Below are 23,320 nucleotides of genomic sequence, written 5' to 3' on the forward strand. Positions count from 1 at the left end.
TTTTCGCATTTTGGTTCCTCAATCGGATCGGAGAGGAAACGATGAGCAGGAAGATTTGGGCTTCTGTCGACGACTACATTGTCGAAGCTCTTTTCGAGGCGGATCCCGCTCTTGATGCCGTTCTGGCGGCCAACCATGATCAGGGCCTGCCGCCTATCGACGTTTCCCCGGCACAAGGCAAGCTGCTGTCACTTCTTGCGCGAATGCAGGGAGCAAAGAAGGTACTCGAAATCGGCACATTGGGCGGCTATTCGACAATCTGGATGGCGCGAGCATTGCCGATGGACGGCAAGGTCGTAACGCTCGAGCTTGATCCGCACCACGCCAGTGTCGCGCGGTCGAACTTTGAACGGGCAGGGGTGTCTGACCGTGTGGAACTGCGGGTCGGACCGGCGCTTCAATCGCTTGCGGCCTTAGGCGCCGAGAATGCCGGGCCGTTCGACTTTATCTTCATCGACGCCGACAAGCCGAACAACCCGCACTATCTGTCCTGGGCCATGCGTCTTTCGAGGCCGGGGACCGTCATCGTCTGCGACAATGTCATCCGTGACGGCGCGGTGGTGAATGAAGATGGTCGCGACGCCAATGTCGAAGGGGCACGCGCGGCGTTCTCGTTCACTGGCAGCGACAAGCGTCTGGAAGGCACCGCGATCCAGACTGTTGGCGCCAAGGGCTATGACGGCTTTGCAATAGCGATCGTCAATTGATTTTGTGCGGTGCGCCGACCAGACCTGCGATCCGGCCGGCGCCTACTCGTCAATCGAAAAAAGCTTCCACCACATTGCGCTTGCCCAGCATGAAGGCGTCGGCGACGTGCTGCAGGGGCGCGAGATCGACGTCGGAGGTGCCGGCGCGCACGATCTCGGCAAAGCGTTTGTAGAGCATCGGATATTCGGCTTCCGGCTCCTCGTGAACGACGCGGCCATCGATGGCGAGCTTTGAGCCGCCGCCAGAAAGCACCATCGATCCAGCCTCGGTATCGGCCAGAATGTCCCAGCTTTGCGGGCCGGTCTGACGCCAGTCGAGTTCCATCGTCACCGGCAGACCGTTCGAAGTGCGGAAGGCAATATGGGCGGCGATCGGGGCCGCGCGGTTTTCGGGGAAATCGAGTTCTGCCGAGCTGATGAACATCGGCGGCAGGATGTGGGTAGCGATCGACAGCGCGTTGATGCCGGGATCGAACACGCCAAAGCCGCCGGGAGCCCAGATCCATTCCTGATTCGGATGCCAGCGGCGCACGTCTTCTTTCCAATTGATGGCGGCCGACCTGATCGTTGTCGATCCAAGGAATGCGCGCGCAGCTTCGACAGCTGGCGCATAGCGCGAGTGCCAGCTGGCGAACAGGCAGACGCCGTTCGCTGTCGCCAGCGCCTTCAGGTCTTCGACCTCGCTGACCGTGGCGCCGGGCGGCTTTTCCAGGAAGACATGCTTTTTCGCCACCAGCGCCGTGCGCGCTGCGTCATAGCGAAACTGCGGCGGCATGCACAGCGACACCGCCTCGAGCTCCGGCACCGAGTCGAGCATCGCCTCGATCGTCGGGAAGTTCGGGATGTCCTCCACTTTGCCATGCCGGCTGGCTGCAGCAACCAGGCGATAATCCTGGTCCTTCGCCAGCGCCGGCAGGTGCTGGTCGCGGACGATCTTTCCCACGCCGACGATGCCGAGCTTGATGGGATTAGAGGACATGGGAGCTCCGCAGGTTGAGTGTGCTTGGTTTTACCAGAGGTCGCTTCTTAGCAGAGAACTTGTGTCGGGCAAGTCGCCGGGCTTTGTCGCCGGCCCGTGAGATCGACCGCGATTCAGATCTCTTCAGATCGGCACATCGAACGTCACGATCGACACTTCGCCTTCGAGCGCGCCCTGATAGGCGGACAGATGCGGCTCCTCGTCGGGCACGCCGTCCAGGTCGCCGATCTGATCGAGCTCGGCCTCGGCATAACCTTCCGCGGCAAGTGATTCGAGAGCGCGGCGCACCGCCGAATCGTCGTCCGGTGCGACCAGCATCACATGCACGCCTTCCGCCTTGCCGCCTTTGCGCTTCCACACCCGGCCGGTAATAATGGTGACCGGGCGCTCCTCATTGTCATTCACGGGTTCGTACCTCCGGGCGAGGGGGTTTGGGCTGCTCATGCCGCCTTTTCGCACGAAGCACGGCCTGGAAACAGCGGCCAGCCGGTCACTTTCTGCCTTCCTCTTGAAAAACGGCGCAAGAAAATTACATGCGCTTTTCGCATGGCTGCCACGCCTCGGGTTCAGCGCAATATTTGCCGCTCCGGGGTTGACGGACAGTGGCCATACGAGTAGAAGCCGCCCAGTCAGAACCGATGTGAGGCTCTTGCTTCCGAAGCGACACGCTTTGGAGTTTGCTTCAAACAGGGTTCGTTTTACGAGCGAAAAGACATTTCCGGCGTGCATGAAGCGGCTTCCGCTTCCTCTGCCATTTGTTCGGGCAAGACCGCGAGGCGCGGTTTGTGGCCCGAATTTGCGTATGGAAGTGACGCTTTGAGCGGCCCTGACCGGGCGAGATACGGAATTGAGAGACAAGAGGGTTTAATGCCTACCGTCAACCAGCTGATCCGCAAGCCGCGCATTGCGCCGGTGAAGCGCAACAAGGTCCCGGCCATGCAGCAGAACCCGCAGAAGCGGGGCGTCTGCACGCGCGTCTACACCACGACGCCGAAGAAGCCGAACTCGGCGCTGCGCAAGGTGGCCAAGATCCGCCTGACCAATGGTTTTGAAGTGATCGGTTACATCCCCGGCGAAGGCCACAACCTTCAGGAGCACTCGGTGGTGATGATCCGCGGCGGTCGCGTCAAGGATCTTCCGGGCGTCCGTTACCACATCATCCGCGGCGTGCTCGACACGCAAGGCGTGAAGAACCGCAAGCAGCGCCGTTCGAAATACGGCGCCAAGCGTCCGAAGTGACCGAAGCGTAGCCAAGGTCGTTCCGGGCGGCGTCAAGCGACGATCCGGGATCCAGGCCACCGCGTAGAATTGAGGCAGAGAAAAAATGTCCCGTCGTCACAGTGCAGAAAAGCGTGAGATCAATCCGGACCCGAAGTTCGGCGATCTGATCGTCACCAAGTTCATGAACGCCGTCATGTATGACGGCAAGAAGTCGGTTGCCGAGACCATCGTCTACGGCGCGCTCGACCAGGTTCAGTCCAAGACCAAGCAGGAGCCGGTCACCGTCTTCCATCAGGCGCTCGACAATGTCGCGCCGCATGTGGAAGTGCGTTCGCGCCGCGTCGGCGGCGCCACCTACCAGGTTCCGGTCGACGTGCGCCCCGAGCGCCGTCAGGCATTGGCCATCCGCTGGCTGATCGCCGCCGCCCGCAACCGCAACGAGACCACTATGGTCGACCGCCTCTCCGGCGAGCTGATGGATGCGGCCAACAACCGCGGCACCGCCGTCAAGAAGCGTGAAGACACCCACAAGATGGCAGAAGCCAACCGCGCTTTCGCGCACTACCGCTGGTAAAGCGCGAACGAGACTGAAGAGGCACCTCCCATGGCCCGCGAATATAAAATCGAAGACTACCGCAATTTCGGTATCATGGCGCATATCGACGCCGGCAAGACGACGACCACCGAGCGCGTCCTCTATTACACGGGCAAGTCGCACAAGATCGGGGAAGTCCACGACGGCGCTGCCACCATGGATTGGATGGAGCAGGAGCAGGAGCGCGGCATTACCATCACGTCCGCCGCGACCACGACCTTCTGGAAGGGTCGCGACGGCAAGATGCACCGCTTCAACATCATCGACACCCCTGGCCACGTCGACTTCACCATTGAAGTCGAGCGCTCGCTGCGCGTGCTTGACGGCGCCATCGCGCTGCTCGACGCCAATGCCGGGGTCGAGCCGCAGACGGAAACCGTCTGGCGTCAGGCTGACAAGTACCGCGTGCCGCGCATGATCTTCTGCAACAAGATGGACAAGATCGGCGCCGACTTCTACCGCTCGGTCGAGATGATCGGATCGCGCCTCGGTGCGCATGCCGTCGTCATGCAGCTGCCGATCGGCGCCGAGACGGAGTTCAAGGGTGTCGTCGACCTCGTCGAGATGAACGCGCTGGTCTGGCGCGACGAGACGCTGGGCGCTGCCTGGGACATCGTCGAGATCCCTGCCGACCTCAAGGCTCGTGCCGAAGAGTACCGCGAGAAGATGATCGAGGCCGCCGTCGAAATGGACGAAACGGCGCTCGAGAATTACCTCGAAGGCAAGATGCCGAGCAACGACGAGATCCGTGCGCTCATCCGCAAGGGCACGATCGCGGTGAAGTTCTATCCGATGTTCTGCGGCTCGGCCTTCAAGAACAAGGGCGTGCAGCCGCTGCTCGACGCCGTCGTCGAATATCTGCCGTCGCCGGCCGATGTCCCGGCCATCAAGGGCGTCGACGCCAAGACCGACGCCGAGATCGAGCGTCATGCCGACGACAACGAGCCGCTGTCGATGCTCGCCTTCAAGATCATGAACGACCCGTTCGTCGGTTCGCTCACCTTTGCCCGCATCTATTCGGGCAAGCTCACCAAGGGCATCTCGGTCGACAACACCGTGAAGGGCAAGAAAGAGCGCATCGGCCGCATGTTGCAGATGCATGCGAATTCGCGCGCCGACGTCGAAGAGGCGTTTGCCGGCGACATCGTCGCCCTCGCTGGTCTCAAGGACACCACCACCGGCGACACGCTCAGTGATCCGCTGCATCCGGTCATCCTCGAGCGCATGGAATTCCCCGATCCGGTCATCCAGATCGCCATCGAGCCGAAGACCAAGAACGACCAGGAAAAGATGGGTCTCGCCCTTCACCGCCTGGCCGCCGAGGATCCGTCCTTCCGCGTCAAGACCGACGAGGAATCGGGCCAGACGATCATTTCCGGCATGGGCGAGCTTCACCTCGACATCATCGTCGACCGCATGCGCCGCGAGTTCAAGGTCGAGGCCAATGTCGGCGCGCCGCAGGTGGCCTACCGCGAGACGATCACCCGCAAGCACGAGCAGGACTACACGCACAAGAAGCAGACCGGCGGTACCGGCCAGTTCGCCCGCGTCAAGATACTGTTCGAGCCGAATCCGGAAAGCAGCGAATTCGAGTTCGAAACCAAGATCGTCGGCGGCGCTGTGCCGAAGGAATACATCCCCGGTGTCGAAAAGGGCATCAACAGCGTCATGACCTCGGGCCCGTTCGCCGGCTTCCCGATGATCGGCGTCAAGGCGACGCTGATCGATGGCGCCTACCACGACGTGGACTCGTCGGTTCTGGCCTTCGAAATCGCCGGCCGCGCCTGCTTCCGTGAAGCAGCGCCCAAGCTTGGCGTGCAGTTGCTCGAGCCGATCATGAAGGTCGAGGTGGTGACGCCGGAAGATTACGTCGGCAGCGTTATCGGCGACCTGAACGGCCGTCGCGGCCAGATCCAGGGCCAGGAAGCCCGTGGCGTGGCTGTGGTCATCAACGCGATGGTGCCGCTCGCCAACATGTTCAAATACGTGGACAACCTTCGCTCGATGAGCCAGGGCCGCGCGGCCTACACGATGCAGTTCGACCACTACGAGCCGGTCCCGACCGCGGTCGCCCAGGAAGTCCAGAAGAAATACGCGTAACTCGAAACGAGTTGCATCAGTAACTTAATTCAAGGCCCGCACGGGCTGGCAGGAATGGAGAGATCACATGGCAAAAGGTAAATTCGAGCGCACTAAGCCTCATGTGAACATTGGCACGATTGGTCACGTCGATCATGGCAAGACGTCGCTGACGGCGGCGATCACCAAGTATTTTGGCGAATACAAGCGCTACGACCAGATCGACGCGGCGCCCGAAGAGAAGGCCCGCGGCATCACCATTTCGACGGCGCACGTCGAATACGAGACCGCCAACCGCCACTATGCCCATGTCGACTGCCCCGGCCACGCCGACTATGTGAAAAACATGATCACCGGTGCTGCGCAGATGGACGGCGCGATCCTGGTGGTGTCGGCCGCCGACGGCCCGATGCCGCAGACCCGCGAGCACATCCTGCTCGCCCGCCAGGTCGGCGTGCCCTCGATCGTGGTGTTCTTGAACAAGGTCGACCAGGTCGACGACGCCGAGCTGCTCGAGCTGGTCGAGCTCGAGGTGCGTGAGCTTTTGACCAAGAACGAGTTCCCCGGCGACGACATTCCGATCGTCAAGGGTTCGGCGCTTGCCGCACTTGAAGACAGCGACAAGAAGATCGGCGAGGACGCCATCCGCGAATTGATGGCTGCGGTCGATGCCTACATTCCGACGCCGGTGCGTCCGCTCGACAAGCCGTTCCTGATGCCGATCGAGGACGTGTTCTCGATCTCGGGCCGTGGCACGGTTGTGACCGGCCGCGTCGAGCGCGGCGTCGTCAAGGTCGGCGAGGAGCTGGAGATCGTCGGCATCCGTCCGACCACCAAGACGACCTGCACGGGCGTCGAGATGTTCCGCAAGCTGCTCGACCAGGGCCAGGCCGGCGACAACATCGGCGCGCTGTTGCGCGGTGTCGACCGTGAAGGCGTCGAGCGCGGCCAGGTCCTGGCCAAGCCCGGCACCGTCAAGCCGCACAAGAAGTTCGTTGCCGAAGCCTACATCCTGACCAAGGACGAGGGCGGCCGCCATACGCCGTTCTTCACCAACTACCGTCCGCAGTTCTATTTCCGCACGACGGACGTGACCGGCATCGTGTCGCTGCCGGAAGGCACCGAGATGGTGATGCCGGGCGACAACATCACCGTCGATGTCGAGCTGATCGTGCCGATCGCCATGGAAGAGAAGCTGCGCTTCGCCATCCGTGAAGGCGGCCGCACCGTCGGTGCCGGCATCGTCGTCACCATCAAAGAGTAATTTGGACTTAAACCGATCTGTCGCGGGCGCTGCCCGCGCCGCGCCAGAACAAGGAAGTGACGCATGAACGGACAGAATATCCGCATCCGCCTGAAGGCGTTTGATCACCGGGTGCTCGACGCCTCGACACGGGAAATCGTGTCGACCGCCAAGCGCACCGGCGCCAACGTCCGCGGCCCCATTCCGCTGCCGACGCGGATCGAAAAGTTCACGGTCAACCGGTCGCCTCACGTCGACAAGAAGAGCCGCGAGCAGTTCGAGATGCGCACGCACAAGCGTCTGCTCGACATCGTCGACCCGACCCCGCAGACGGTCGATGCTTTGATGAAGCTCGACCTGGCCGCCGGTGTCGACGTCGAGATCAAGCTCTAAGGAACCAGAGGTCAGCGGGGCGACCCGCAACTCTGAAGGAACAAGAGGCGTGGAGGGGCGACAGCCCCGACAGGGAACTCTAAAGGAATTGAACCGATGCGTTCAGGTGTGATTGCAAAGAAGGTGGGAATGACCCGCATCTACAACGATGCCGGGGAACATGTTCCCGTCACTGTTCTCCAGATGGAGAACTGCCAGGTCGTGGCGCAGCGCACGCAGGAGAAGAACGGCTATACCGCCGTCCAGCTCGGCGTTGGCCTTGCCAAGGTGAAGAACACGTCGAAGGCGATGCGCGGCCATTTCGCGACCGCTTCCGTCGAGCCCAAGGCCAAGGTTGCCGAGTTCCGCGTCTCCGCCGACAACATGATCGATGTTGGCGCCGAGATCACCGTCGAGCACTTCGTCGTCGGCCAGAAGGTCGATGTGACGGGAACCACGATCGGCAAGGGTTTCCAGGGCGTCATCAAGCGGCACCACATGGGTGGCGGCCGCGCGACGCACGGCAACTCGGTGTCGCACCGTACACACGGCTCGACCGGCCAGCGCCAGGATCCGGGCAAGGTGTTCAAGGGCAAGCATATGGCCGGCCACATGGGCGACACCCGCGTCACCACGCAGAATGTCGAGGTCGTCTCGACCGACGCCGATCGCGGCCTGATCCTGATCCGCGGTGCGGTCCCGGGTTCGAAGGGTGCATGGATCCTGGTCCGCGACGCGGCCAAGGTGGCGCTTCCGGCCAATGCGCCGAAGCCCGCCGCGATCCGCGCCGTTGCGACTGACGGTGCCGCCACGAACGAGGCGCCGGCCACAGAGGGAGCGGAATAATGGACCTCAAGATTACAACGCTTGGCGGCAAGGACGCCGGCAAGCTGAAGCTCTCCGAAGAGATTTTCGGCCTCGATCCGCGCGAGGACATCCTGCAGCGCGTCGTGCGCTGGCAGCTTGCCAAGAAGCAGCAGGGCACCCACAAGGCCAAGGGTCGCGCGGAAATCGCCCGCACCGGCGCCAAGATGTACAAGCAGAAGGGTACCGGCCGCGCCCGTCACCATTCGGCTCGCGCTCCGCAGTTCCGCGGCGGCGGCAAGGCCCATGGCCCGGTCGTTCGCAGCCACGAGCACGATCTGCCGAAGAAGGTGCGTGCACTCGGCCTCAAGCATGCGCTTTCGGCCAAGGCCAAGAGCGCGTCGATCATCATCATCGACGAGCTGAAGCTGACCGAGGCCAAGACCAAGGCGCTGATCGCGAATTTCGCGACGCTGGGCCTGAGCAACGCCCTGGTGATCGGCGGCGCCGAGCTTGACAAGAATTTCAAGCTGGCGGCGACCAACATCCCGAACATCGACGTGCTGCCCATCCAGGGCATCAACGTCTACGACATTCTGCGCCGCGGCACGCTGGTCCTTTCCAAGGCCGCCGTCGAGGCTCTCGAGGAGCGCTTCAAATGACCGACCTTCGTCATTACGACGTGATCGTCTCGCCGGCGATCACCGAAAAGTCGACCATGGCTTCCGAGCAGAACCAGGTCGTCTTCAATGTCGCCAAGAAGGCGTCGAAGCCGGAAATCAAGGCCGCCGTCGAAGCGCTGTTCGGCGTCAAGGTGATGGCCGTGAACACGCTTGTCCGCAAGGGCAAGATCAAGCGCTTCCGCGGCACGATCGGCCGCCAGAGCGACGTCAAGAAGGCGGTTGTGACGCTGGCCGAAGGCCAGTCGATCGACGTCGCGACGGGTCTCTGAGCAAGGTCGCGAGGACAGAACAATGGCACTGAAAAAATTCAACCCGGTAACGCCGAGCACCCGTCAGCTGGTCATCGTCGACCGCTCGGGCCTCTACAAGGGCAAGCCCGTCAAGGGCCTGACCGAAGGCCTGACCAAGTCGGGCGGCCGCAACAATTACGGCCGCATCACGGCCCGCTTCATCGGCGGCGGTCACAAGCGCACCTACCGTATCATCGACTTCAAGCGCCGCAAGTTCGACGTCGTCGGCACGGTCGAGCGTATCGAGTACGATCCGAACCGCACCGCCTTCATCGCGCTGATCAAGTATGACGATGGCGAGCTGTCCTACATCATCGCCCCGCAGCGTCTGGCTCCCGGCGACAAGATCGTGGCCGGTGAATCGGTCGACGTGAAGCCGGGCAACGCGATGCCGCTGGCTTCGATGCCGGTCGGCACGATCGTCCACAATATCGAGCTGAAGCCCGGCAAGGGCGCTCAGGTCGCCCGTTCGGCCGGCGGTTATGGCCAGCTCGTCGGCCGCGACCAGGGCATGGCGATCCTGCGCCTCAATTCGGGCGAGCAGCGTGTCGTCCACGGCTCCTGCATGGCCACTGTCGGCGCCGTGTCTAACCCGGACCACGGCAACATCAATGACGGCAAGGCAGGCCGCACCGTGTGGCGCGGCAAACGTCCGCACAATCGCGGCGTGACCATGAACCCGGTCGACCATCCACATGGCGGCGGCGAAGGCCGCACCTCGGGTGGCCGCCATCCGGTTTCGCCCTGGGGCAAGCCGACCAAGGGCAAGAAGACGCGGTCCAACAAGGCGACCGACAAGTTCATCCTGCGCTCGCGCCATCAGCGCAAGAGCTAAGAAGAGGTAACGCCAAGTGACTCGTTCGATTTGGAAAGGCCCCTTCATCGACGGCTACCTTCTGAAGAAGGTGGACAAGGTTCGTGAAGGTGGTCGCAATGAGGTGATCAAGATGTGGAGCCGTCGCTCCACCATCCTGCCGCAGTTCGTCGGCTTCACCTTCGGTGTCTACAACGGCCAGAAGCACGTTCCCGTCTCGGTGAACGAGGACATGGTCGGTCACAAGTTCGGTGAATTCGCTCCGACCCGGACCTATTACGGTCACGGCGCGGATAAGAAGGCGAAGAGGAAATAATCATGGGCAAGGCCAAAGCTCCGCGCAGGCTTGCTGACAACGAAGCGCGCGCCGTGTTGCGCACGATCCGTATCAGCCCGCAGAAGCTGAACCTGGTTGCCGCGTTGATCCGCGGCAAGAAGGTCGCGACAGCGCTTTCCGACCTCGAATTCTCGGCCAAGCGGATTTCCGGCACGGTCAAGAAGACGCTGGAATCGGCGATCGCCAACGCGGAAAACAACCACGACCTCGACGTCGATGCGCTGATCGTGGCGGAAGCCTATGTCGGCAAGTCGATCGTCATGAAGCGGTTCCATGCCCGTGGCCGTGGTCGCGCCAGCCGTATCGAGAAGCCGTTCTCGCACCTCACGATCGTCGTTCGTGAAGTCGAAGAAAAAGGGGAGGCCGCATAATGGGCCAGAAAGTCAATCCGATCGGTCTGCGTCTCGGCATCAACCGCACCTGGGATTCGCGCTGGTTCGCGAACACCGGCGAGTACGGCAAACTGCTGCACGAGGACATCAAGATCCGCAAATATCTTGAGAAGGAACTCAAGCAGGCTGCGATCTCGAAGGTCGTGATCGAGCGTCCGCACAAGAAGTGCCGCGTCACCATCCATGCGGCGCGTCCGGGCCTGATCATCGGCAAGAAGGGCGCCGACATCGAGAAGCTTCGCAAGAAGCTGATGGAGATGACCAAGTCCGAGACGCATCTGAACATCGTCGAAGTGCGCAAGCCGGAGATCGACGCGACCTTGGTCGCCCAGTCGATCGCCCAGCAGCTCGAGCGCCGCATCGCGTTCCGCCGCGCCATGAAGCGTGCCGTGCAGTCGGCGATGCGCCTCGGTGCCGAAGGCATCCGCATCAACTGCGCCGGCCGTCTCGGCGGCGCCGAGATCGCGCGCATGGAATGGTATCGTGAAGGCCGCGTGCCGCTGCATACGCTGCGTGCCGACGTCGACTACGGCACGGCCGAGGCGAATACGGCCTACGGCATCTGCGGCGTCAAGGTCTGGGTGTTCAAGGGCGAGATCCTCGAGCACGACCCGATGGCTTCGGAGCGCCGCGCCACCGAGGGCGATCATGCGCATGGCGGTGGTGGTGAGCGCGAACGCGGTCGCCGTCGCGAAAACGCGTAAGACATTTAGGAATTTGGAGTTAGAACGATGCTGCAGCCAAAGCGCACAAAGTTCCGCAAGCAGTTCAAGGGCCGCATCCACGGTACCGCCAAGGGCGGCACCAACCTGGATTTCGGTGGTTTCGGGCTGAAGGCGCTTGAGCCGAACCGCGTCACCGCGCGTGAGATCGAGGCGGCTCGCCGCGCGATCACCCGCGAGATGAAGCGTGCCGGCCGCGTGTGGATCCGTATCTTCCCGGACGTGCCGGTGACGTCGAAGCCGACCGAAGTCCGTATGGGTAAGGGCAAGGGCGCGGTCGACTACTGGGCGGCACGCGTCAAGCCGGGCCGCATCATGTTCGAGATCGACGGCGTCAACGAGGAAACCGCCCGTGAGGCGCTGCGTCTCGGCGCGGCCAAGCTCTCGGTCAGGACGCGCTTCGTACAGCGCATCGCAGAATAAGGACGGGCTGATCATGAAAGCCGAAGACATCCGGACCAAGACCCAGGACCAGCTGACCGACGACCTGGCCAGCCTGAAGAAGGAGCAGTTCAACCTGCGCTTCCAGAAGGCCACCGGCCAGCTTGAGAAGACCGCCCGCGTGAGGCAGGTCCGCAAGGACATTGCGCGTATCAAGACCATCGCTGCGGAAAAGTCCGCGGCCAAGAAGGCTTAAGGACGAAAACCATGCCAAAGCGCATTCTGCAGGGCACCGTCGTCAGCGACAAGAACGAGAAGACGGTTGTCGTCAAGGTCGAACGGCGCTTCACGCATCCCGTGATGAAGAAGACCGTGCGCATGACCAAGAAGTACAAGGCGCACGACGAGAACAACGCCCACAAGGTCGGCGATCAGGTGTTCATCCAGGAATCGAAGCCGATTTCCAAGGACAAGCGCTGGGTCGTGGTGTCTTCGGACCAGGCCTGATCAGGGCCAACGAAACGAATTTTGGACAGACCGGGGAGGGGTGAGAGACCCGTCCCGTTAGAAAAGAAGAAGGCGGCCAGTCATGATTCAGATGCAAACAAACCTCGACGTCGCGGATAATTCCGGCGCTCGTCGTGTCATGTGCATCAAGGTGCTGGGCGGCTCGAAGCGGAAATACGCTTCCGTGGGCGACATCATCGTGGTGTCGATCAAGGAAGCCATCCCGCGCGGCCGCGTCAAGAAGGGCGATGTGATGAAGGCGGTCGTGGTTCGCACGGCCAAGGACATCCGCCGCCCGGACGGCAGCGTGATCCGTTTCGACAAGAACGCAGCCGTTCTCGTCGACAACAAGAAAGAGCCGATCGGCACGCGTATCTTCGGACCGGTTCCGCGCGAACTCCGCGCCAAGAACCACATGAAGATCATCTCGCTCGCGCCTGAAGTGCTGTAAGGAGCCGGACCAATGCAAAAGATTAGAAAAGGCGACAAGGTCGTCGTGCTGGCCGGCAAGGACAAAGGCCGTTCGGGCGAAGTCCTTTCGGTACAGCCGAAGGATGACACCGCGCTGGTGCGCGGCGTCAACCTGATCCGTCGTCACCAGAAGCAGTCCCAGTCCCAAGAGGGCGGGATCATCACCAAGGAAGCGCCGATCCAGCTGTCGAACATCGCGCTGGCCGACCCCAAGGATGGCAAGCCGACCCGCGTCGGCTTCATCTTCCAGAAGGACGGCAAGAAGGTGCGCGTCGCCAAGCGCTCGGGAGAAGTCATCAATGGCTAAGGCTCAAACCAAGCAGGCAACTGCCCAGAACACGCCGCGCCTCAAGCAGGTCTACAACGAGACCATCCGCAAGGCGCTGCAGGAGCAGTTCGGCTACGAGAACGAGATGCAGGTTCCGCGCATCGACAAGATCGTGCTGAACATGGGCGTCGGCGAGGCGACTGGCGATTCGAAGAAGCCTTCGATCGCGGCGGAAGACCTTGCGATGATCGCCGGCCAGAAGGCCGTTGTCACCCGCGCTCGCAACTCGATCGCCGGCTTCAAGGTCCGCGAGAAGATGCCGATCGGCGCCAAGGTCACGCTACGCAAGGAACGCATGTACGAGTTCCTCGACCGCCTCGTGAACATCGCACTGCCGCGCGTCCGCGACTTTCGCGGACTTAATCCGAAGAGCTTCGATGGCCGTGGCAACTATGCCATGGGCATCAAGGAACACATCGTGTTTCCGGAGATCAACTACGACAAGGTTGATCAGATCTGGGGCATGGACGTCATCGTTTGTACGACTGCGAAGACGGACGACGAAGCCAGGGCATTGCTCAAGGCCTTCAACTTCCCCTTCCGCCAGTAACGGCAGCGAGAAAAGGAAAATCTGAAATGGCAAAGACCAGCTCAGTCGAGAAGAACAACAGGCGCCGCAAGCTTGCGGACCAGTTCGCTGCCAAGCGCAAGGTGCTCAAGGCGATCATCATGGATCAGTCCAAGCCGATGGAAGAGCGCTTCCGCGCCCAGCTGAAGCTTTCGGCGCTGCCGCGCAACTCGGCCAAGACCCGCATCCGCAACCGCTGCGAAGTCACCGGACGTCCGCGTGCCTATTATCGCAAGCTCAAAGTATCGCGTATCGCGCTTCGTGATCTCGGCAATAACGGCCAGATCCCGGGCCTGGTCAAGTCGAGCTGGTAAGGAGGACATAACATGTCATTGAGCGATCCTCTCGGCGATATGCTGACCCGCATCCGCAACGCGTATGGCCGCAAGAAGTCGAGCGTTTCGACGCCGGCCTCGCGCCTGCGTACCCGCGTCCTCGACGTGCTGAAGGCGGAAGGCTATATCCGCGACTACAGCCAGACCGACTTCGACAACGGCAAGTCCGAAATCGAGATCGAGCTGAAGTATTTCGATGGTGCGCCGGTGGTGCGCGAAATCGCTCGGGTCTCGAAGCCCGGCCGCCGCGTCTACGTTTCGGCCAAATCGATACCGCACGTCGCCAACGGCCTCGGCATCGCCATCCTTTCGACGCCGAAGGGCGTGATGGCCGACCACGAAGCGCGTGAACAGAATGTCGGCGGGGAAATCCTCTGCCAGATCTTCTGATCTGGTATGTGACCCGGTTGGAAACAGGCTTTCGGGATCTAGTCCCGAAAGCCGAGACCTGAAACAAGAGAAGTGACGAGGACAACAAAATGTCTCGTATTGGAAAGAAACCCGTTTCGCTGCCGCAGGGCGTGACCGCGACCGTCAACGGCCAGACCGTGACGGCGAAGGGTCCGAAGGGCGAGCTGAAGTTCGTGGTGAACGACGAAGTGCTGGTCAAGATGGAAGGCAGCGAGATCGCTGTCCAGCCGCGCGACCAGACCAAGACTGCCCGTTCCAAGTGGGGCATGTCACGCACGCAGATCGTCAACATCCTGCAGGGCGTCAAGGCCGGCTTCGAAAAGAAGCTCGAGATCACCGGCGTCGGCTATCGTGCCGCCATGCAAGGCAAGAACCTGCAGCTGGCGCTCGGCTTCAGCCATGACGTCGTCTACGAGACGCCGCAGGGCGTGACGATCTCGGTGCCGAAGCCGACGGAAATCACGGTGACCGGCATCGACAAGCAGCAGGTCGGCCAGGTCGCCGCCGAGATCCGCGAGTATCGTAGCCCCGAGCCCTACAAGGGCAAGGGCGTTCGCTATGCTGGCGAGAAGATCGTCCGCAAGGAAGGCAAGAAGAAGTAATTTTAACGCCGCGGGGAGCGGTCGCGGGAGGCTCGTCCTACCGCATATGGTTGCCCCCGTTTTTGAAGGCAAGGAACTGATATCATGGGCTCGAAAGAATCCACCCAACGCCGCGCCCAGCGCGTCCGCCGCCAGATCAAGAAGGTTGCCGGCGATCGTCCGCGCTTGTCGGTCCATCGCACGTCGAAGAACATCTATGTCCAGGTGATCGACGACGCCAAGGGCCACACCATCGCGGCTGCTTCGACGCTCGAGAAGGAGCTCAAGGGCTCGCTCAAGACCGGCGCCGACACCGCGGCTGCAGCTGCCATCGGAAAGCTGATCGCCGAACGCGCCTCGAAGGCCGGCGTCAAGGAAGTCGTCTTCGACCGCGGCGCCTATATCTACCACGGCCGCGTCAAGGCGCTGGCCGAGGCTGCCCGTGAAGGTGGTCTGAGCTTCTAGAGCATGATCCCGAACCGAAGGTCAGCGCAGCAAAAAGTTGCAGACTTTTCGGATAAGATCATGCGAAGGAAAAAAGAGTGTTCGCCCCCGGCGACCCGCAGAGGTGCCGGATATCATCATCAACCGTGCTTCCGGAAAAAAACAAGGAACAGGATATGGCACAGGAACGTAGGGATGGCGGCCGCGGCCGTGATCGCGAAGAGCGCGACGACGGCATGGTCGACAAGCTCGTCCACATCAACCGTGTCGCCAAAGTCGTCAAGGGCGGCCGGCGCTTCGGCTTTGCGGCACTTGTCGTCGTCGGCGACCAGAAGGGCCGCGTCGGCTTCGGCCACGGCAAGGCGCGCGAAGTGCCGGAGGCGATCCGCAAGGCGACCGAATCGGCCAAGCGCGACATGATCTTCGTGCCGCTGCGCTCAGGCCGCACGCTGCACCACGACGTCGAGGGACGCTGGGGCGCGGGACGCGTTCTGCTGCGCGCCGCCAAGCAAGGTACCGGCATCATCGCCGGCGGCCCGATGCGCGCCGTTTTCGAGACGCTCGGCATGCATGACGTGGTCGCCAAGTCGATGGGTTCTTCGAACCCCTACAACATGGTTCGCGCCACTTTCGACGCGCTGAAGAGCCAGATGCATCCGAAGGATGTGGCTGCCGCGCGCGGCATCAAGTATTCGACCCTTCAGGCCCGCCGCGGCACCGCCGTTGCGGCTGAAGAATAGTCGACGCTGACCAGGGATCTGACCATGGCCAAGAAAGCAACCAAGACCATCACCGTCGAGCAGATCGGTTCGCCGATCCGCCGGCCGAAGGAGCAGCGCGCAACGCTGGTCGGCCTCGGCCTCAACAAGATGCACAAGCAGCGCACGCTGGAGGATACGCCCTCGGTGCGCGGCATGATCGCTGCCGTCCAGCATCTCGTCCGCGTCGTGGACGAGGGCTGAGCCAGAGCGCAGGAGAACCCAGATGAAACTCAATGATCTGCGTGACAAGGACGGCGCGACGCACTCCAAGAAGCGTCTCGGCCGTGGCATCGGTTCCGGTTCGGGCAAGACCGCCGGTCGCGGCGTCAAGGGCCAGAAGGCGCGCTCCGGCGTCGCCGTCAACGGCTTCGAGGGTGGCCAGATGCCGCTCTACCGCCGCCTGCCGAAGCGCGGCTTCAACAATATCTTCGCCAAGAGCTTCACCGTCGTGTCGCTGGCCCGCATCCAGGCGGCGCTCGATGCCAAGAAGCTCGACGCTAAGACAGTTGTAACAGCCGAGGCGCTGGTTGCGGCAGGTGTCATCCGTCGCGTCAAGGACGGCGTGCGCATCCTTTCAGACGGCGACATCAAGGCCAAGCTTGCCTTCGAAGTGGCCGGAGCCTCCAAGGCCGCGATCGAGAAGATCGAAAAGGCCGGCGGCTCGGTGAAGCTGCCTGAGAAGGCAGCCGCCGAGTAACGGCAATTTGAAGCACGGCCGGCAAAGGTGGAATTCGGTTTTGCCTGCGGTCGTGCTTTGATCTGACAGATGTGGCGGCCGCATCAACGCGGCCGCTTGCATGTTTGCAGTCCGGAGCTTATCTCGTGAGCTTCGGTGACACGCGCCGCCTGAGCTGCGGGCATCGAGCGTGACCAAGCGGAGAATCAGGCATGGCTTCGGCTGCTGAACAACTAGCCTCGAATCTGAATTTTTCGGCCTTCGCCAAAGCCGAGGATCTGAAGAAGCGCATCTGGTTCACCATCGGCGCGCTGCTCGTCTACCGCCTTGGCACCTATATCCCGCTGCCCGGCATCAATCCCGACGCTTTCGCCCAGGCCTTCTCGTCGCAGAGCAAGGGCGTGCTCGGCATGTTCAACATGTTCGCCGGCGGCGCCGTGCAGCGCATGGCGATCTTTGCCCTCGGCATCATGCCCTATATCTCGGCCTCCATCATCATGCAGCTGATGACCTCGGTCATTCCGTCGCTGGAAGCGCTGAAGAAGGAAGGCGAGCAGGGCCGCAAGATCATCAACCAGTACACGCGCTACGGCACCGTGCTTCTGGCGCTGGTTCAGGCGTACGGCATTTCGGTCGGGCTTGAGGGCGGCAACGGCATCGTCAACGATCCCGGCATGTTCTTCCGCATCTCTACCGTCGTCACGCTGGTCGGCGGCACCATGTTCCTGATGTGGCTTGGCGAGCAGATCACTGCTCGCGGCATCGGCAACGGCATTTCGCTGATCATCTTCTCCGGCATCGTCGCCGGCCTGCCGCGCGCCATCTCCGGCACGCTGGAGCTTGGCCGCACCGGCGCCTTGTCGACCGGCCTGATCCTGGCGATCATCGTGCTGGCCATCATCGTCATCGCGCTGATCGTCTTCTTCGAGCGCGCCCAGCGCCGCCTGCTGATCCAGTATCCCAAGCGCCAGGTCGGCAATCGCATGTTCCAGGGCGATACCTCGCATCTGCCGCTGAAGCTTAACACCTCCGGCGTCATTCCGCCGATCTTCGCCTCGTCGCTGCTGCTGCTTCCGGCAACGGTTGCCGGCTTCTCGCAGACCACCAATATGCCTGCATGGGCCAGCACCATCCTGGCGGCGCTCGGCCACGGCCAGCCGCTCTATATGGCCTTCTACGCGGCGATGATCGTGTTCTTCGCCTTCTTCTATACGGCGATCGTCTTCAATCCGAAGGACACCGCCGACCAGCTCAAGAAGCATTCGGGCTTCATCCCGGGCTATCGTCCGGGCGAGCGCACTGCGGACTATATTGACTATGTGCTCACCCGCATCACCGTCGTCGGCGCCATTTATCTGGTGCTGGTGTGCCTGCTGCCCGAGTTCCTGATTTCAGCGACTGGCGTACCGTTCTACCTTGGTGGCACTTCGCTCCTGATCGTGGTCAGTGTAACGCTCGATACGGTGGCGCAGATTCAGGGTCACCTGATCGCGCACCAGTATGAGGGCCTGATCAAGAAGTCGAAGCTGCGCGGGGGGAAAAAGGCCAGATGAGGTTGATATTGCTTGGACCGCCGGGGGCGGGCAAGGGGACACAAGCACTAAGACTGGTAGAACGACACGGCATCCCACAGCTTTCCACGGGGGACATGCTGCGTGCTGCTGTCCAGGCTGGCACCGAAGTCGGCAAGCGCGCCAAGGCGGTGATGGACGCTGGCGAACTGGTGTCCGACGCTATCGTCAACGCCATCGTGGCCGAGCGCATCGATCAAGCTGATTGCGCAAACGGCTTCATCCTTGACGGGTATCCCCGAACTCTGGTGCAAGCGGACGCCGTTGAGGAAATGCTGTCGGATCGCGGACTGGAGCTAGACGCTGTCATCGAATTTGTCGTCGATGACAAGGCGCTGGTTGGCCGAATCGTCAAGCGCGCCGAAGACGCCAAGGCCGCAGGCCTGCCGGTGCGCAAGGACGACAGCCCAGCGGTGTTCGAGGAACGCTTGAGGGAATATTACAAGAAAACCTCGCCGCTGATCGGCTACTACTACGCCAAGGGCAAACTCAGGGGCGTCGATGGCATGGCCGACATCGATGCGGTGACGCAGCAGATCGAGGCGGTGCTCAGGGCGACGACCCGGACAGTCGGCCAGGCGGCCGGCTAGAGAATCGAATGATTGCGCTTGACTGGAGCGGTCCGCTGGGGTATGGCGGCCCGTCTTCCTATCAGGCATGAGGCTTGCTTGTCCGCAAGGGCAAGGCAGGCCGCTTTGAACTGGAAACTCCCGCAAGGGCCGGCCTCCACCGGACGCGGGGCAACTTGAAGCGCCGGCTCGTCCGGCCTATATGGAGAAGAGAAGAACATGGCTCGTATAGCCGGCGTCAATATTCCGACCAACAAGCGCGTCGTCATCGCGCTTCAATACATTCACGGCATTGGCAAGAAGTTCGCCCAGGAGATCGTCGACAAGGTCGGCATCCCGGCCGAGCGCCGCGTCAACCAGCTGACCGACGCGGAAGTGCTGCAGATCCGCGAGACCATCGACCGCGACTACCAGGTCGAGGGCGATCTGCGCCGCGAAGTGTCGATGAACATCAAGCGACTCATGGACCTCGGCTGCTACCGCGGCCTGCGTCACCGCCGCTCGCTGCCGGTTCGTGGTCAGCGCACGCATACCAATGCGCGCACCCGCAAGGGCCCGGCTAAGTCGATTGCCGGAAAGAAGAAGTAATTTAGGGCAGTAAGGGAGTAGGGCAGTAAGGCAATAGGAACGGCAGACATACTGCCCTACTGCCATATTCCCCTACTGCCTTCTCCCTGGTGGAGCCGCTGGCATTACGGCGGTGTAGAGATCAACTGAAAGGACCATCATGGCCAAGGAAGCCGCTCGTGTTCGCCGTCGCGAACGCAAGAACATCTCGTCGGGCGTTGCCCACGTCAATTCGACCTTCAACAACACGATGATCACCATCACCGACGCGCAGGGTAACTCGATTGCCTGGTCGTCGGCCGGAGCCCAGGGCTTCAAGGGATCGCGCAAGTCGACCCCGTTCGCTGCCCAGATGGCCGCAGAAGATGTTGCCAAGAAGGCCCAGGAACACGGCATGCGCATGCTCGAGGTCGAGGTCTGTGGACCCGGCTCCGGTCGTGAATCGGCGCTGCGCGCGCTGCAGGCTGCCGGCTTCACCATCACCTCGATCCGTGATGTGACGCCGATCCCGCACAATGGCTGCCGCCCGCGCAAGAAGCGCCGCGTCTAAAGAATTTACCGAACGCCGCGCGAGCGCCTCAAGGGCGCTCCTCCACGGCATTCCAGGTCGCCCGCCACGATTGGATGGTGGCGGGACAACGGAAGGAAAGCACTATGATCCAGAAAAATTGGCAAGAACTGATCAAGCCGAACAAGATCGAGTTCTCGTCGAAGAAGAAGACGCTGACCACGCTGGTCGCCGAGCCGCTCGAGCGCGGCTTCGGCCTCACCCTCGGCAACGCGCTGCGCCGCGTGCTTCTGTCTTCGCTGCGTGGCGCGGCTGTAACCGCCGTGCAGATCGACGGCGTTCTGCATGAATTCTCGTCCATCGCCGGCGTCCGCGAGGACGTGACCGACATCGTTTTGAACATCAAGGAAATCGCCATCCGCATGGAAGGCGACGGCCCCAAGCGCATGGTCGTCCGCAAGCAGGGACCGGGCGCGGTTCTCGCCGGCGACATCCAGACGGTCGGCGACGTCGAGATCCTCAATCCCGACCACGTCATCTGCACGCTGGACGAGGGCGCTGAAATCCGCATGGAATTCACCGTCGATACCGGCAAGGGCTATGTCCCGGCCGACCGTAACCGCGCCGAGGACGCGCCGATCGGGCTGATCCCCGTCGACAGCCTGTATTCGCCGGTCAAGAAGGTCTCCTACAAGGTCGAGAACACCCGCGAGGGCCAGGTTCTCGACTATGACAAGCTGACCATGACCATCGAGACCGACGGTTCGATTTCGGGCGAGGACGCGGTGGCCTTCGCCGCTCGCATCCTGCAGGACCAGCTCGGCCTGTTCGTCAATTTCGACGAGCCGCAGAAGGAAGTCGCCGCCGAACAGGTTACCGAGCTTGCCTTCAACCCGGCGCTGCTCAAGAAGGTCGACGAGCTCGAGCTTTCGGTGCGTTCGGCCAACTGCCTGAAGAACGACAACATCGTCTATATCGGCGACCTGATCCAGAAGACCGAAGCCGAGATGCTGCGCACCCCGAACTTCGGCCGCAAGTCGCTGAACGAGATCAAGGAAGTCCTGGCGGCGATGGGCCTGCATCTCGGCATGGAAGTGCCGGACTGGCCGCCGGAAAACATCGAAGACCTCGCCAAGCGTTACGAAGACCAATATTGAGCATGATCCCGAACCGAAGGTCAGCGCAGCAAAAAGTTGCAGACTTTTCGGACAAGATCATGCGGCTAACCAACTGGGGCTCAGGCCTCTTGAAACCGCAATGAAGGAGAAGAGCCATGCGCCACGGATTTAAGGGCCGCCGGTTCGCCCGCAGCATAAGCCATCGCAAGTCGATGTTTGCCAACCTTGCCGTGTCGCTTATCGAGCACGAGCAGATCCTCACCACGCTGCCGAAGGCGAAGGATTTGCGTCCGATCGTCGAGAAGCTGGTGACGCTCGGCAAGCGCGGCGACCTGCACGCCCGCCGCCAGGTTATTGCCCAGATCGGCAATGAAGGCGTCGTCAAGCGCCTGTTCGATACCATCGCGCCACGTTATGCCACCCGCAACGGCGGCTATCTGCGCATCATGAAGGCCGGCTTCCGCCACGGTGATAACGCGGCAATGGCGGTCATCGAGTTCGTCGACCGCGACACCTCGGCCAAGGGCGCCGGCGATCGCGCCCGCATCGAGGCCGAAGGCACCGAAGAGGAAGCCGCAGCCGCATAAGGCTTGGTTTTTCTGAGAAGTTCAAAAGGGGCCTCCGGGCCCCTTTTTCTGTTTCCGAAGGTACCGGGCAGGGCTGGTAGGGGTTTTGTCACCGGTTTTTGCGGCGACTACCCAAAATAATCCGATTTCAGCGGCTTAGCCTTTCATTTTGCACAATCGTCAGGACAATGGCGCCCGACTTGGAGGATTCGGAATGCGCGTTAAACGGCTGTCCATTGTTCTGATCTGCGCCTTGATGGCGTTGGCCGTCGTGCCGGCGGCCAGGCACGCGCTGGCGGAGGAGGCCAAGCCAGATCCCGGTCTGTCCGACGTGCTAACCGATCTGCTGCATGGCGTCGAAGGCGAAAACGCCACTTCAGGCCCCGACAAGCGCGTGCCGTTCGGCCGCGAGGAGGTGCAACTGTCCTTCGCGCCGCTGGTCAAGCAGACGGCGCCGGCCGTGGTCAATGTCTACGCTTCGCAGACCGCCAAGGTGACGTCGCCCTTCGACGGCGATCCGTTCTTCGAGGAGTTCTTCGGCCGCTCGCAGCCGCGCGCGCAGTCTTCGCTCGGTTCGGGGGTGCTGGTCGATCCGACCGGTGTCGTGGTCACCAATTTCCACGTCGTCAAGGACGCTGACCAGGTCAAGGTCGCGACCGCCGACGGGCGCGAATTCGACAGCAAGGTGCTGCTCAAGGATGAGACGCTTGACCTCGCCGTGCTCAAGATTTCTTCTGACAAGCCGTTCCCGGTGATCGCCATCGGCGATTCCGACGCGCTCGAGGTCGGCGATCTGGTGCTGGCGATCGGCAATCCGTTCGGTGTCGGCCAGACCACCACCAGCGGCATCATTTCGGCGGTGGCGCGCAGCCATATCGGCGTCTCCGATTCCAGCTTCTTCATCCAGACCGACGCCGCCATCAACCCCGGCAATTCCGGTGGCGCGCTGGTCAACATGGGAGGGCAGCTGATCGGCATCAACACGGCGATCTATAGCCGTAGCGGCGGCTCGATCGGCATCGGCTTTGCCATCCCTTCGAACATGGTTCGCGCCTTCGCCGACGCGGCTAAGGCCGGGCTCGACTTCTTCGAGCGGCCGTATGCCGGTGCCGAGTTCGAGGCGGTGACGCCGCAGATTGCCGAATCGCTTGGCATCGACAAACCGACCGGTGCGCTGGTTTCTTCGGTCGAAGAGGCGGGACCCGCCGCCAAGGCAGGGCTCAAGCCGGGCGACGTGGTGCTGTCGCTCAACGGCAAGCCGGTCGAGAGCGTCGGGGCGCTGGACTACCGGATGGCGACGCTCTCGATTGGTACGAATGCCAGCTTCGGCGTTCTGAGCAAGGGTCAGCAGGTGACGATGGACATCGCGCTGGAACGGCCGCCTGAGGGCGCCAAAGCTGCGGAACTCACATTGCGCGGCCGCAGCCCGTTTTCCGGTGCCAAGGTTGCTGAACTGTCGCCACGGCTTGCCCAACGGCTCGGTCTGCGCACCGATGTCAAAGGCGTCACCGTGGTCGACATCAACCGCGATTCGCCTGCTGCCGATTTTGGCTTCCAGCCAGGCGACATCGTGCGTGAGGTCAATGGCCTGACGATCGACAAGGCGGCGACCCTGGAACAGGTAGCCCAGCAGGATACGCGCTGGTGGCGCTTTACCGTCGAGCGCGGCGGGCAGATACTGCGCCAGGTGTTGCGTTACTGAGCCCGAACGTCAGCATGA

Annotated in this window: 35 protein-coding genes; 33 read left to right on the forward strand and 2 right to left on the reverse strand. The window is 62.1% G+C overall.

Translation table 11 applies throughout. The annotated features are described in order from the left end of the window. The first annotated feature begins 41 nt into the window (after positions 1–41). Positions 42–707 carry an O-methyltransferase gene (locus NKI17_RS07925; protein WP_352905631.1) on the forward strand — a complete coding sequence of 222 codons (666 nt, stop codon included), beginning with the start codon at positions 42–44 and terminating at the stop codon, positions 705–707. A gap of 49 nt (positions 708–756) precedes the next feature. Here the strand turns inward: NKI17_RS07925 and NKI17_RS07930 are convergent, their stop codons facing one another. Together NKI17_RS07930 and NKI17_RS07935 are read right to left on the reverse strand one after the other, a co-directional pair. Next, positions 757–1,686, reverse strand: coding sequence for a Gfo/Idh/MocA family protein (locus NKI17_RS07930; RefSeq protein WP_352905632.1), 930 nt, complete (start codon positions 1,684–1,686; stop codon positions 757–759). A 123-nt stretch (positions 1,687–1,809) separates the two neighbouring features. Then, positions 1,810–2,091: a transcriptional regulator gene (locus tag NKI17_RS07935; RefSeq protein WP_352905633.1), complete on the reverse strand. Its 282-nt coding sequence runs from the start codon at positions 2,089–2,091 to the stop codon at positions 1,810–1,812. Positions 2,092–2,553: 462 nt separating this feature from the next. Here NKI17_RS07935 and rpsL point away from each other — a divergent pair, with 462 nt between their 5' ends. From rpsL to NKI17_RS08095, 32 genes are all read left to right on the forward strand, one after another. After that, positions 2,554–2,925, forward strand: a complete 372-nt coding sequence (gene rpsL, locus NKI17_RS07940; protein ID WP_006333356.1) for a 30S ribosomal protein S12 — start codon at positions 2,554–2,556, stop codon at positions 2,923–2,925. Between the two features lie 85 nt (positions 2,926–3,010). Beyond that, positions 3,011–3,481 carry a 30S ribosomal protein S7 gene (rpsG, locus tag NKI17_RS07945; RefSeq protein WP_008875664.1) on the forward strand — a complete coding sequence of 157 codons (471 nt, stop codon included), beginning with the start codon at positions 3,011–3,013 and terminating at the stop codon, positions 3,479–3,481. 30 nt (positions 3,482–3,511) lie between these two features. Beyond that, the gene (fusA, locus tag NKI17_RS07950) at positions 3,512–5,602 is read left to right on the forward strand and encodes an elongation factor G (RefSeq protein ID WP_023680448.1); all 2,091 of its coding nucleotides are present in this window, start codon (positions 3,512–3,514) and stop codon (positions 5,600–5,602) included. A 67-nt stretch (positions 5,603–5,669) separates the two neighbouring features. Next, positions 5,670–6,845, forward strand: a complete 1,176-nt coding sequence (gene tuf, locus NKI17_RS07955) for an elongation factor Tu (RefSeq protein ID WP_254817137.1) — start codon at positions 5,670–5,672, stop codon at positions 6,843–6,845. 63 nt (positions 6,846–6,908) lie between these two features. Then, positions 6,909–7,217 carry a 30S ribosomal protein S10 gene (rpsJ, locus tag NKI17_RS07960; protein ID WP_006205468.1) on the forward strand — a complete coding sequence of 103 codons (309 nt, stop codon included), beginning with the start codon at positions 6,909–6,911 and terminating at the stop codon, positions 7,215–7,217. 96 nt (positions 7,218–7,313) lie between these two features. Next, a complete protein-coding gene (gene rplC, locus NKI17_RS07965; protein ID WP_023675141.1) occupies positions 7,314–8,042 on the forward strand; it encodes a 50S ribosomal protein L3 in 729 nt (242 codons plus the stop codon). After that, a complete protein-coding gene (gene rplD, locus NKI17_RS07970; RefSeq protein WP_023675140.1) occupies positions 8,042–8,662 on the forward strand; it encodes a 50S ribosomal protein L4 in 621 nt (206 codons plus the stop codon). The genes rplC and rplD overlap by 1 nt, the downstream gene beginning before the upstream one ends. After that, complete coding sequence (locus NKI17_RS07975) at positions 8,659–8,952, forward strand: 50S ribosomal protein L23 (RefSeq protein ID WP_023675139.1); 294 nt, start codon at positions 8,659–8,661, stop codon at positions 8,950–8,952. The genes rplD and NKI17_RS07975 overlap by 4 nt, the downstream gene beginning before the upstream one ends. A 22-nt stretch (positions 8,953–8,974) precedes the next feature. Continuing rightward, the gene (gene rplB / locus NKI17_RS07980) at positions 8,975–9,808 is read left to right on the forward strand and encodes a 50S ribosomal protein L2 (protein ID WP_023675138.1); all 834 of its coding nucleotides are present in this window, start codon (positions 8,975–8,977) and stop codon (positions 9,806–9,808) included. Positions 9,809–9,824: 16 nt separating this feature from the next. Next, positions 9,825–10,103 (forward strand): 30S ribosomal protein S19, encoded by a 279-nt coding sequence (rpsS, locus tag NKI17_RS07985; protein ID WP_006205463.1) that lies wholly within the window; start codon positions 9,825–9,827, stop codon positions 10,101–10,103. A 2-nt stretch (positions 10,104–10,105) separates the two neighbouring features. Then, the gene (gene rplV / locus NKI17_RS07990) at positions 10,106–10,495 is read left to right on the forward strand and encodes a 50S ribosomal protein L22 (protein ID WP_006205462.1); all 390 of its coding nucleotides are present in this window, start codon (positions 10,106–10,108) and stop codon (positions 10,493–10,495) included. After that, on the forward strand, positions 10,495–11,220 hold the full coding sequence (gene rpsC, locus NKI17_RS07995; protein ID WP_023675137.1) for a 30S ribosomal protein S3: 726 nt from the start codon (positions 10,495–10,497) through the stop codon (positions 11,218–11,220). The genes rplV and rpsC overlap by 1 nt, the downstream gene beginning before the upstream one ends. A gap of 27 nt (positions 11,221–11,247) precedes the next feature. Continuing rightward, positions 11,248–11,661 carry a 50S ribosomal protein L16 gene (gene rplP, locus NKI17_RS08000; protein ID WP_006205460.1) on the forward strand — a complete coding sequence of 138 codons (414 nt, stop codon included), beginning with the start codon at positions 11,248–11,250 and terminating at the stop codon, positions 11,659–11,661. A 13-nt stretch (positions 11,662–11,674) separates the two neighbouring features. After that, positions 11,675–11,875 (forward strand): 50S ribosomal protein L29, encoded by a 201-nt coding sequence (rpmC, locus tag NKI17_RS08005; protein ID WP_006205459.1) that lies wholly within the window; start codon positions 11,675–11,677, stop codon positions 11,873–11,875. An 11-nt stretch (positions 11,876–11,886) separates the two neighbouring features. After that, the gene (gene rpsQ, locus NKI17_RS08010; RefSeq protein WP_023675136.1) at positions 11,887–12,126 is read left to right on the forward strand and encodes a 30S ribosomal protein S17; all 240 of its coding nucleotides are present in this window, start codon (positions 11,887–11,889) and stop codon (positions 12,124–12,126) included. A gap of 82 nt (positions 12,127–12,208) precedes the next feature. Then, a complete protein-coding gene (rplN, locus tag NKI17_RS08015; protein WP_006205457.1) occupies positions 12,209–12,577 on the forward strand; it encodes a 50S ribosomal protein L14 in 369 nt (122 codons plus the stop codon). Between the two features lie 12 nt (positions 12,578–12,589). Beyond that, positions 12,590–12,904 (forward strand): 50S ribosomal protein L24, encoded by a 315-nt coding sequence (gene rplX, locus NKI17_RS08020; RefSeq protein WP_254817150.1) that lies wholly within the window; start codon positions 12,590–12,592, stop codon positions 12,902–12,904. After that, complete coding sequence (rplE, locus tag NKI17_RS08025) at positions 12,897–13,475, forward strand: 50S ribosomal protein L5 (RefSeq protein ID WP_008875670.1); 579 nt, start codon at positions 12,897–12,899, stop codon at positions 13,473–13,475. Before rplX ends, rplE begins: the two co-directional genes overlap by 8 nt. A 26-nt stretch (positions 13,476–13,501) precedes the next feature. After that, positions 13,502–13,807 (forward strand): 30S ribosomal protein S14, encoded by a 306-nt coding sequence (gene rpsN, locus NKI17_RS08030; RefSeq protein ID WP_023675134.1) that lies wholly within the window; start codon positions 13,502–13,504, stop codon positions 13,805–13,807. 12 nt (positions 13,808–13,819) lie between these two features. Continuing rightward, positions 13,820–14,218 (forward strand): 30S ribosomal protein S8, encoded by a 399-nt coding sequence (gene rpsH / locus NKI17_RS08035; protein WP_006205453.1) that lies wholly within the window; start codon positions 13,820–13,822, stop codon positions 14,216–14,218. 89 nt (positions 14,219–14,307) lie between these two features. Beyond that, positions 14,308–14,841: a 50S ribosomal protein L6 gene (gene rplF, locus NKI17_RS08040; protein WP_352572482.1), complete on the forward strand. Its 534-nt coding sequence runs from the start codon at positions 14,308–14,310 to the stop codon at positions 14,839–14,841. Positions 14,842–14,925: 84 nt separating this feature from the next. Then, on the forward strand, positions 14,926–15,285 hold the full coding sequence (gene rplR, locus NKI17_RS08045; RefSeq protein ID WP_023675132.1) for a 50S ribosomal protein L18: 360 nt from the start codon (positions 14,926–14,928) through the stop codon (positions 15,283–15,285). A 155-nt stretch (positions 15,286–15,440) separates the two neighbouring features. Next, positions 15,441–16,004, forward strand: a complete 564-nt coding sequence (rpsE, locus tag NKI17_RS08050; protein ID WP_006333394.1) for a 30S ribosomal protein S5 — start codon at positions 15,441–15,443, stop codon at positions 16,002–16,004. Between the two features lie 24 nt (positions 16,005–16,028). After that, positions 16,029–16,226 (forward strand): 50S ribosomal protein L30, encoded by a 198-nt coding sequence (gene rpmD / locus NKI17_RS08055; RefSeq protein ID WP_006205449.1) that lies wholly within the window; start codon positions 16,029–16,031, stop codon positions 16,224–16,226. A gap of 22 nt (positions 16,227–16,248) precedes the next feature. Continuing rightward, positions 16,249–16,722: a 50S ribosomal protein L15 gene (gene rplO / locus NKI17_RS08060; protein ID WP_352572484.1), complete on the forward strand. Its 474-nt coding sequence runs from the start codon at positions 16,249–16,251 to the stop codon at positions 16,720–16,722. A gap of 191 nt (positions 16,723–16,913) precedes the next feature. Then, complete coding sequence (secY, locus tag NKI17_RS08065; RefSeq protein WP_023675130.1) at positions 16,914–18,254, forward strand: preprotein translocase subunit SecY; 1,341 nt, start codon at positions 16,914–16,916, stop codon at positions 18,252–18,254. After that, a complete protein-coding gene (locus NKI17_RS08070; RefSeq protein ID WP_352572486.1) occupies positions 18,251–18,862 on the forward strand; it encodes an adenylate kinase in 612 nt (203 codons plus the stop codon). The genes secY and NKI17_RS08070 overlap by 4 nt, the downstream gene beginning before the upstream one ends. Positions 18,863–19,060: 198 nt before the next feature. Beyond that, positions 19,061–19,429, forward strand: coding sequence for a 30S ribosomal protein S13 (gene rpsM, locus NKI17_RS08075; protein WP_006205445.1), 369 nt, complete (start codon positions 19,061–19,063; stop codon positions 19,427–19,429). A 139-nt stretch (positions 19,430–19,568) separates the two neighbouring features. Beyond that, positions 19,569–19,958: a 30S ribosomal protein S11 gene (gene rpsK / locus NKI17_RS08080; protein WP_006205444.1), complete on the forward strand. Its 390-nt coding sequence runs from the start codon at positions 19,569–19,571 to the stop codon at positions 19,956–19,958. A gap of 104 nt (positions 19,959–20,062) precedes the next feature. After that, on the forward strand, positions 20,063–21,073 hold the full coding sequence (locus tag NKI17_RS08085; RefSeq protein WP_023675128.1) for a DNA-directed RNA polymerase subunit alpha: 1,011 nt from the start codon (positions 20,063–20,065) through the stop codon (positions 21,071–21,073). A gap of 116 nt (positions 21,074–21,189) precedes the next feature. After that, complete coding sequence (gene rplQ / locus NKI17_RS08090; protein WP_023675127.1) at positions 21,190–21,621, forward strand: 50S ribosomal protein L17; 432 nt, start codon at positions 21,190–21,192, stop codon at positions 21,619–21,621. A gap of 193 nt (positions 21,622–21,814) precedes the next feature. Beyond that, entirely contained in the window at positions 21,815–23,302 is a 1,488-nt protein-coding gene (locus NKI17_RS08095; protein ID WP_352593855.1) for a DegQ family serine endoprotease, read from the forward strand. Positions 23,303–23,320: the final 18 nt, after the last annotated feature.

Source organism: Mesorhizobium sp. M0816, from assembly GCF_040320005.1.
Classification (GTDB): Bacteria; Pseudomonadota; Alphaproteobacteria; order Rhizobiales; family Rhizobiaceae; genus Mesorhizobium.

What these genes read in the sequence shown, in the direction of transcription:
- rplP (WP_006205460.1), top strand. Translation starts at nt 11,248, where the DNA reads ATGCTGCAGCCAAAGCGCACAAAGTTCCGCAAGCAGTTCAAGGGCCGC.
- rplB (WP_023675138.1), top strand. Translation starts at nt 8,975, where the DNA reads ATGGCACTGAAAAAATTCAACCCGGTAACGCCGAGCACCCGTCAGCTG.
- rplO (WP_352572484.1), top strand. Translation starts at nt 16,249, where the DNA reads ATGAAACTCAATGATCTGCGTGACAAGGACGGCGCGACGCACTCCAAG.
- rplV (WP_006205462.1), top strand. Translation starts at nt 10,106, where the DNA reads ATGGGCAAGGCCAAAGCTCCGCGCAGGCTTGCTGACAACGAAGCGCGC.
- rplF (WP_352572482.1), top strand. Translation starts at nt 14,308, where the DNA reads ATGTCTCGTATTGGAAAGAAACCCGTTTCGCTGCCGCAGGGCGTGACC.
- rpsL (WP_006333356.1), top strand. Translation starts at nt 2,554, where the DNA reads ATGCCTACCGTCAACCAGCTGATCCGCAAGCCGCGCATTGCGCCGGTG.
- rplQ (WP_023675127.1), top strand. Translation starts at nt 21,190, where the DNA reads ATGCGCCACGGATTTAAGGGCCGCCGGTTCGCCCGCAGCATAAGCCAT.
- fusA (WP_023680448.1), top strand. Translation starts at nt 3,512, where the DNA reads ATGGCCCGCGAATATAAAATCGAAGACTACCGCAATTTCGGTATCATG.
- rpsH (WP_006205453.1), top strand. Translation starts at nt 13,820, where the DNA reads ATGTCATTGAGCGATCCTCTCGGCGATATGCTGACCCGCATCCGCAAC.
- rpsG (WP_008875664.1), top strand. Translation starts at nt 3,011, where the DNA reads ATGTCCCGTCGTCACAGTGCAGAAAAGCGTGAGATCAATCCGGACCCG.
- NKI17_RS08085 (WP_023675128.1), top strand. Translation starts at nt 20,063, where the DNA reads ATGATCCAGAAAAATTGGCAAGAACTGATCAAGCCGAACAAGATCGAG.
- rpmD (WP_006205449.1), top strand. Translation starts at nt 16,029, where the DNA reads ATGGCCAAGAAAGCAACCAAGACCATCACCGTCGAGCAGATCGGTTCG.
- NKI17_RS07975 (WP_023675139.1), top strand. Translation starts at nt 8,659, where the DNA reads ATGACCGACCTTCGTCATTACGACGTGATCGTCTCGCCGGCGATCACC.
- rplC (WP_023675141.1), top strand. Translation starts at nt 7,314, where the DNA reads ATGCGTTCAGGTGTGATTGCAAAGAAGGTGGGAATGACCCGCATCTAC.
- rpsQ (WP_023675136.1), top strand. Translation starts at nt 11,887, where the DNA reads ATGCCAAAGCGCATTCTGCAGGGCACCGTCGTCAGCGACAAGAACGAG.
- secY (WP_023675130.1), top strand. Translation starts at nt 16,914, where the DNA reads ATGGCTTCGGCTGCTGAACAACTAGCCTCGAATCTGAATTTTTCGGCC.
- NKI17_RS07930 (WP_352905632.1), bottom strand. Translation starts at nt 1,686, where the DNA reads ATGTCCTCTAATCCCATCAAGCTCGGCATCGTCGGCGTGGGAAAGATC.
- NKI17_RS08095 (WP_352593855.1), top strand. Translation starts at nt 21,815, where the DNA reads ATGCGCGTTAAACGGCTGTCCATTGTTCTGATCTGCGCCTTGATGGCG.
- rpsN (WP_023675134.1), top strand. Translation starts at nt 13,502, where the DNA reads ATGGCAAAGACCAGCTCAGTCGAGAAGAACAACAGGCGCCGCAAGCTT.
- rpsC (WP_023675137.1), top strand. Translation starts at nt 10,495, where the DNA reads ATGGGCCAGAAAGTCAATCCGATCGGTCTGCGTCTCGGCATCAACCGC.
- rplD (WP_023675140.1), top strand. Translation starts at nt 8,042, where the DNA reads ATGGACCTCAAGATTACAACGCTTGGCGGCAAGGACGCCGGCAAGCTG.
- rpsK (WP_006205444.1), top strand. Translation starts at nt 19,569, where the DNA reads ATGGCCAAGGAAGCCGCTCGTGTTCGCCGTCGCGAACGCAAGAACATC.
- rpsJ (WP_006205468.1), top strand. Translation starts at nt 6,909, where the DNA reads ATGAACGGACAGAATATCCGCATCCGCCTGAAGGCGTTTGATCACCGG.
- NKI17_RS07925 (WP_352905631.1), top strand. Translation starts at nt 42, where the DNA reads ATGAGCAGGAAGATTTGGGCTTCTGTCGACGACTACATTGTCGAAGCT.
- tuf (WP_254817137.1), top strand. Translation starts at nt 5,670, where the DNA reads ATGGCAAAAGGTAAATTCGAGCGCACTAAGCCTCATGTGAACATTGGC.
- rpsE (WP_006333394.1), top strand. Translation starts at nt 15,441, where the DNA reads ATGGCACAGGAACGTAGGGATGGCGGCCGCGGCCGTGATCGCGAAGAG.
- rplE (WP_008875670.1), top strand. Translation starts at nt 12,897, where the DNA reads ATGGCTAAGGCTCAAACCAAGCAGGCAACTGCCCAGAACACGCCGCGC.
- rplR (WP_023675132.1), top strand. Translation starts at nt 14,926, where the DNA reads ATGGGCTCGAAAGAATCCACCCAACGCCGCGCCCAGCGCGTCCGCCGC.
- rpsM (WP_006205445.1), top strand. Translation starts at nt 19,061, where the DNA reads ATGGCTCGTATAGCCGGCGTCAATATTCCGACCAACAAGCGCGTCGTC.
- rpmC (WP_006205459.1), top strand. Translation starts at nt 11,675, where the DNA reads ATGAAAGCCGAAGACATCCGGACCAAGACCCAGGACCAGCTGACCGAC.
- NKI17_RS08070 (WP_352572486.1), top strand. Translation starts at nt 18,251, where the DNA reads ATGAGGTTGATATTGCTTGGACCGCCGGGGGCGGGCAAGGGGACACAA.
- rplN (WP_006205457.1), top strand. Translation starts at nt 12,209, where the DNA reads ATGATTCAGATGCAAACAAACCTCGACGTCGCGGATAATTCCGGCGCT.
- rplX (WP_254817150.1), top strand. Translation starts at nt 12,590, where the DNA reads ATGCAAAAGATTAGAAAAGGCGACAAGGTCGTCGTGCTGGCCGGCAAG.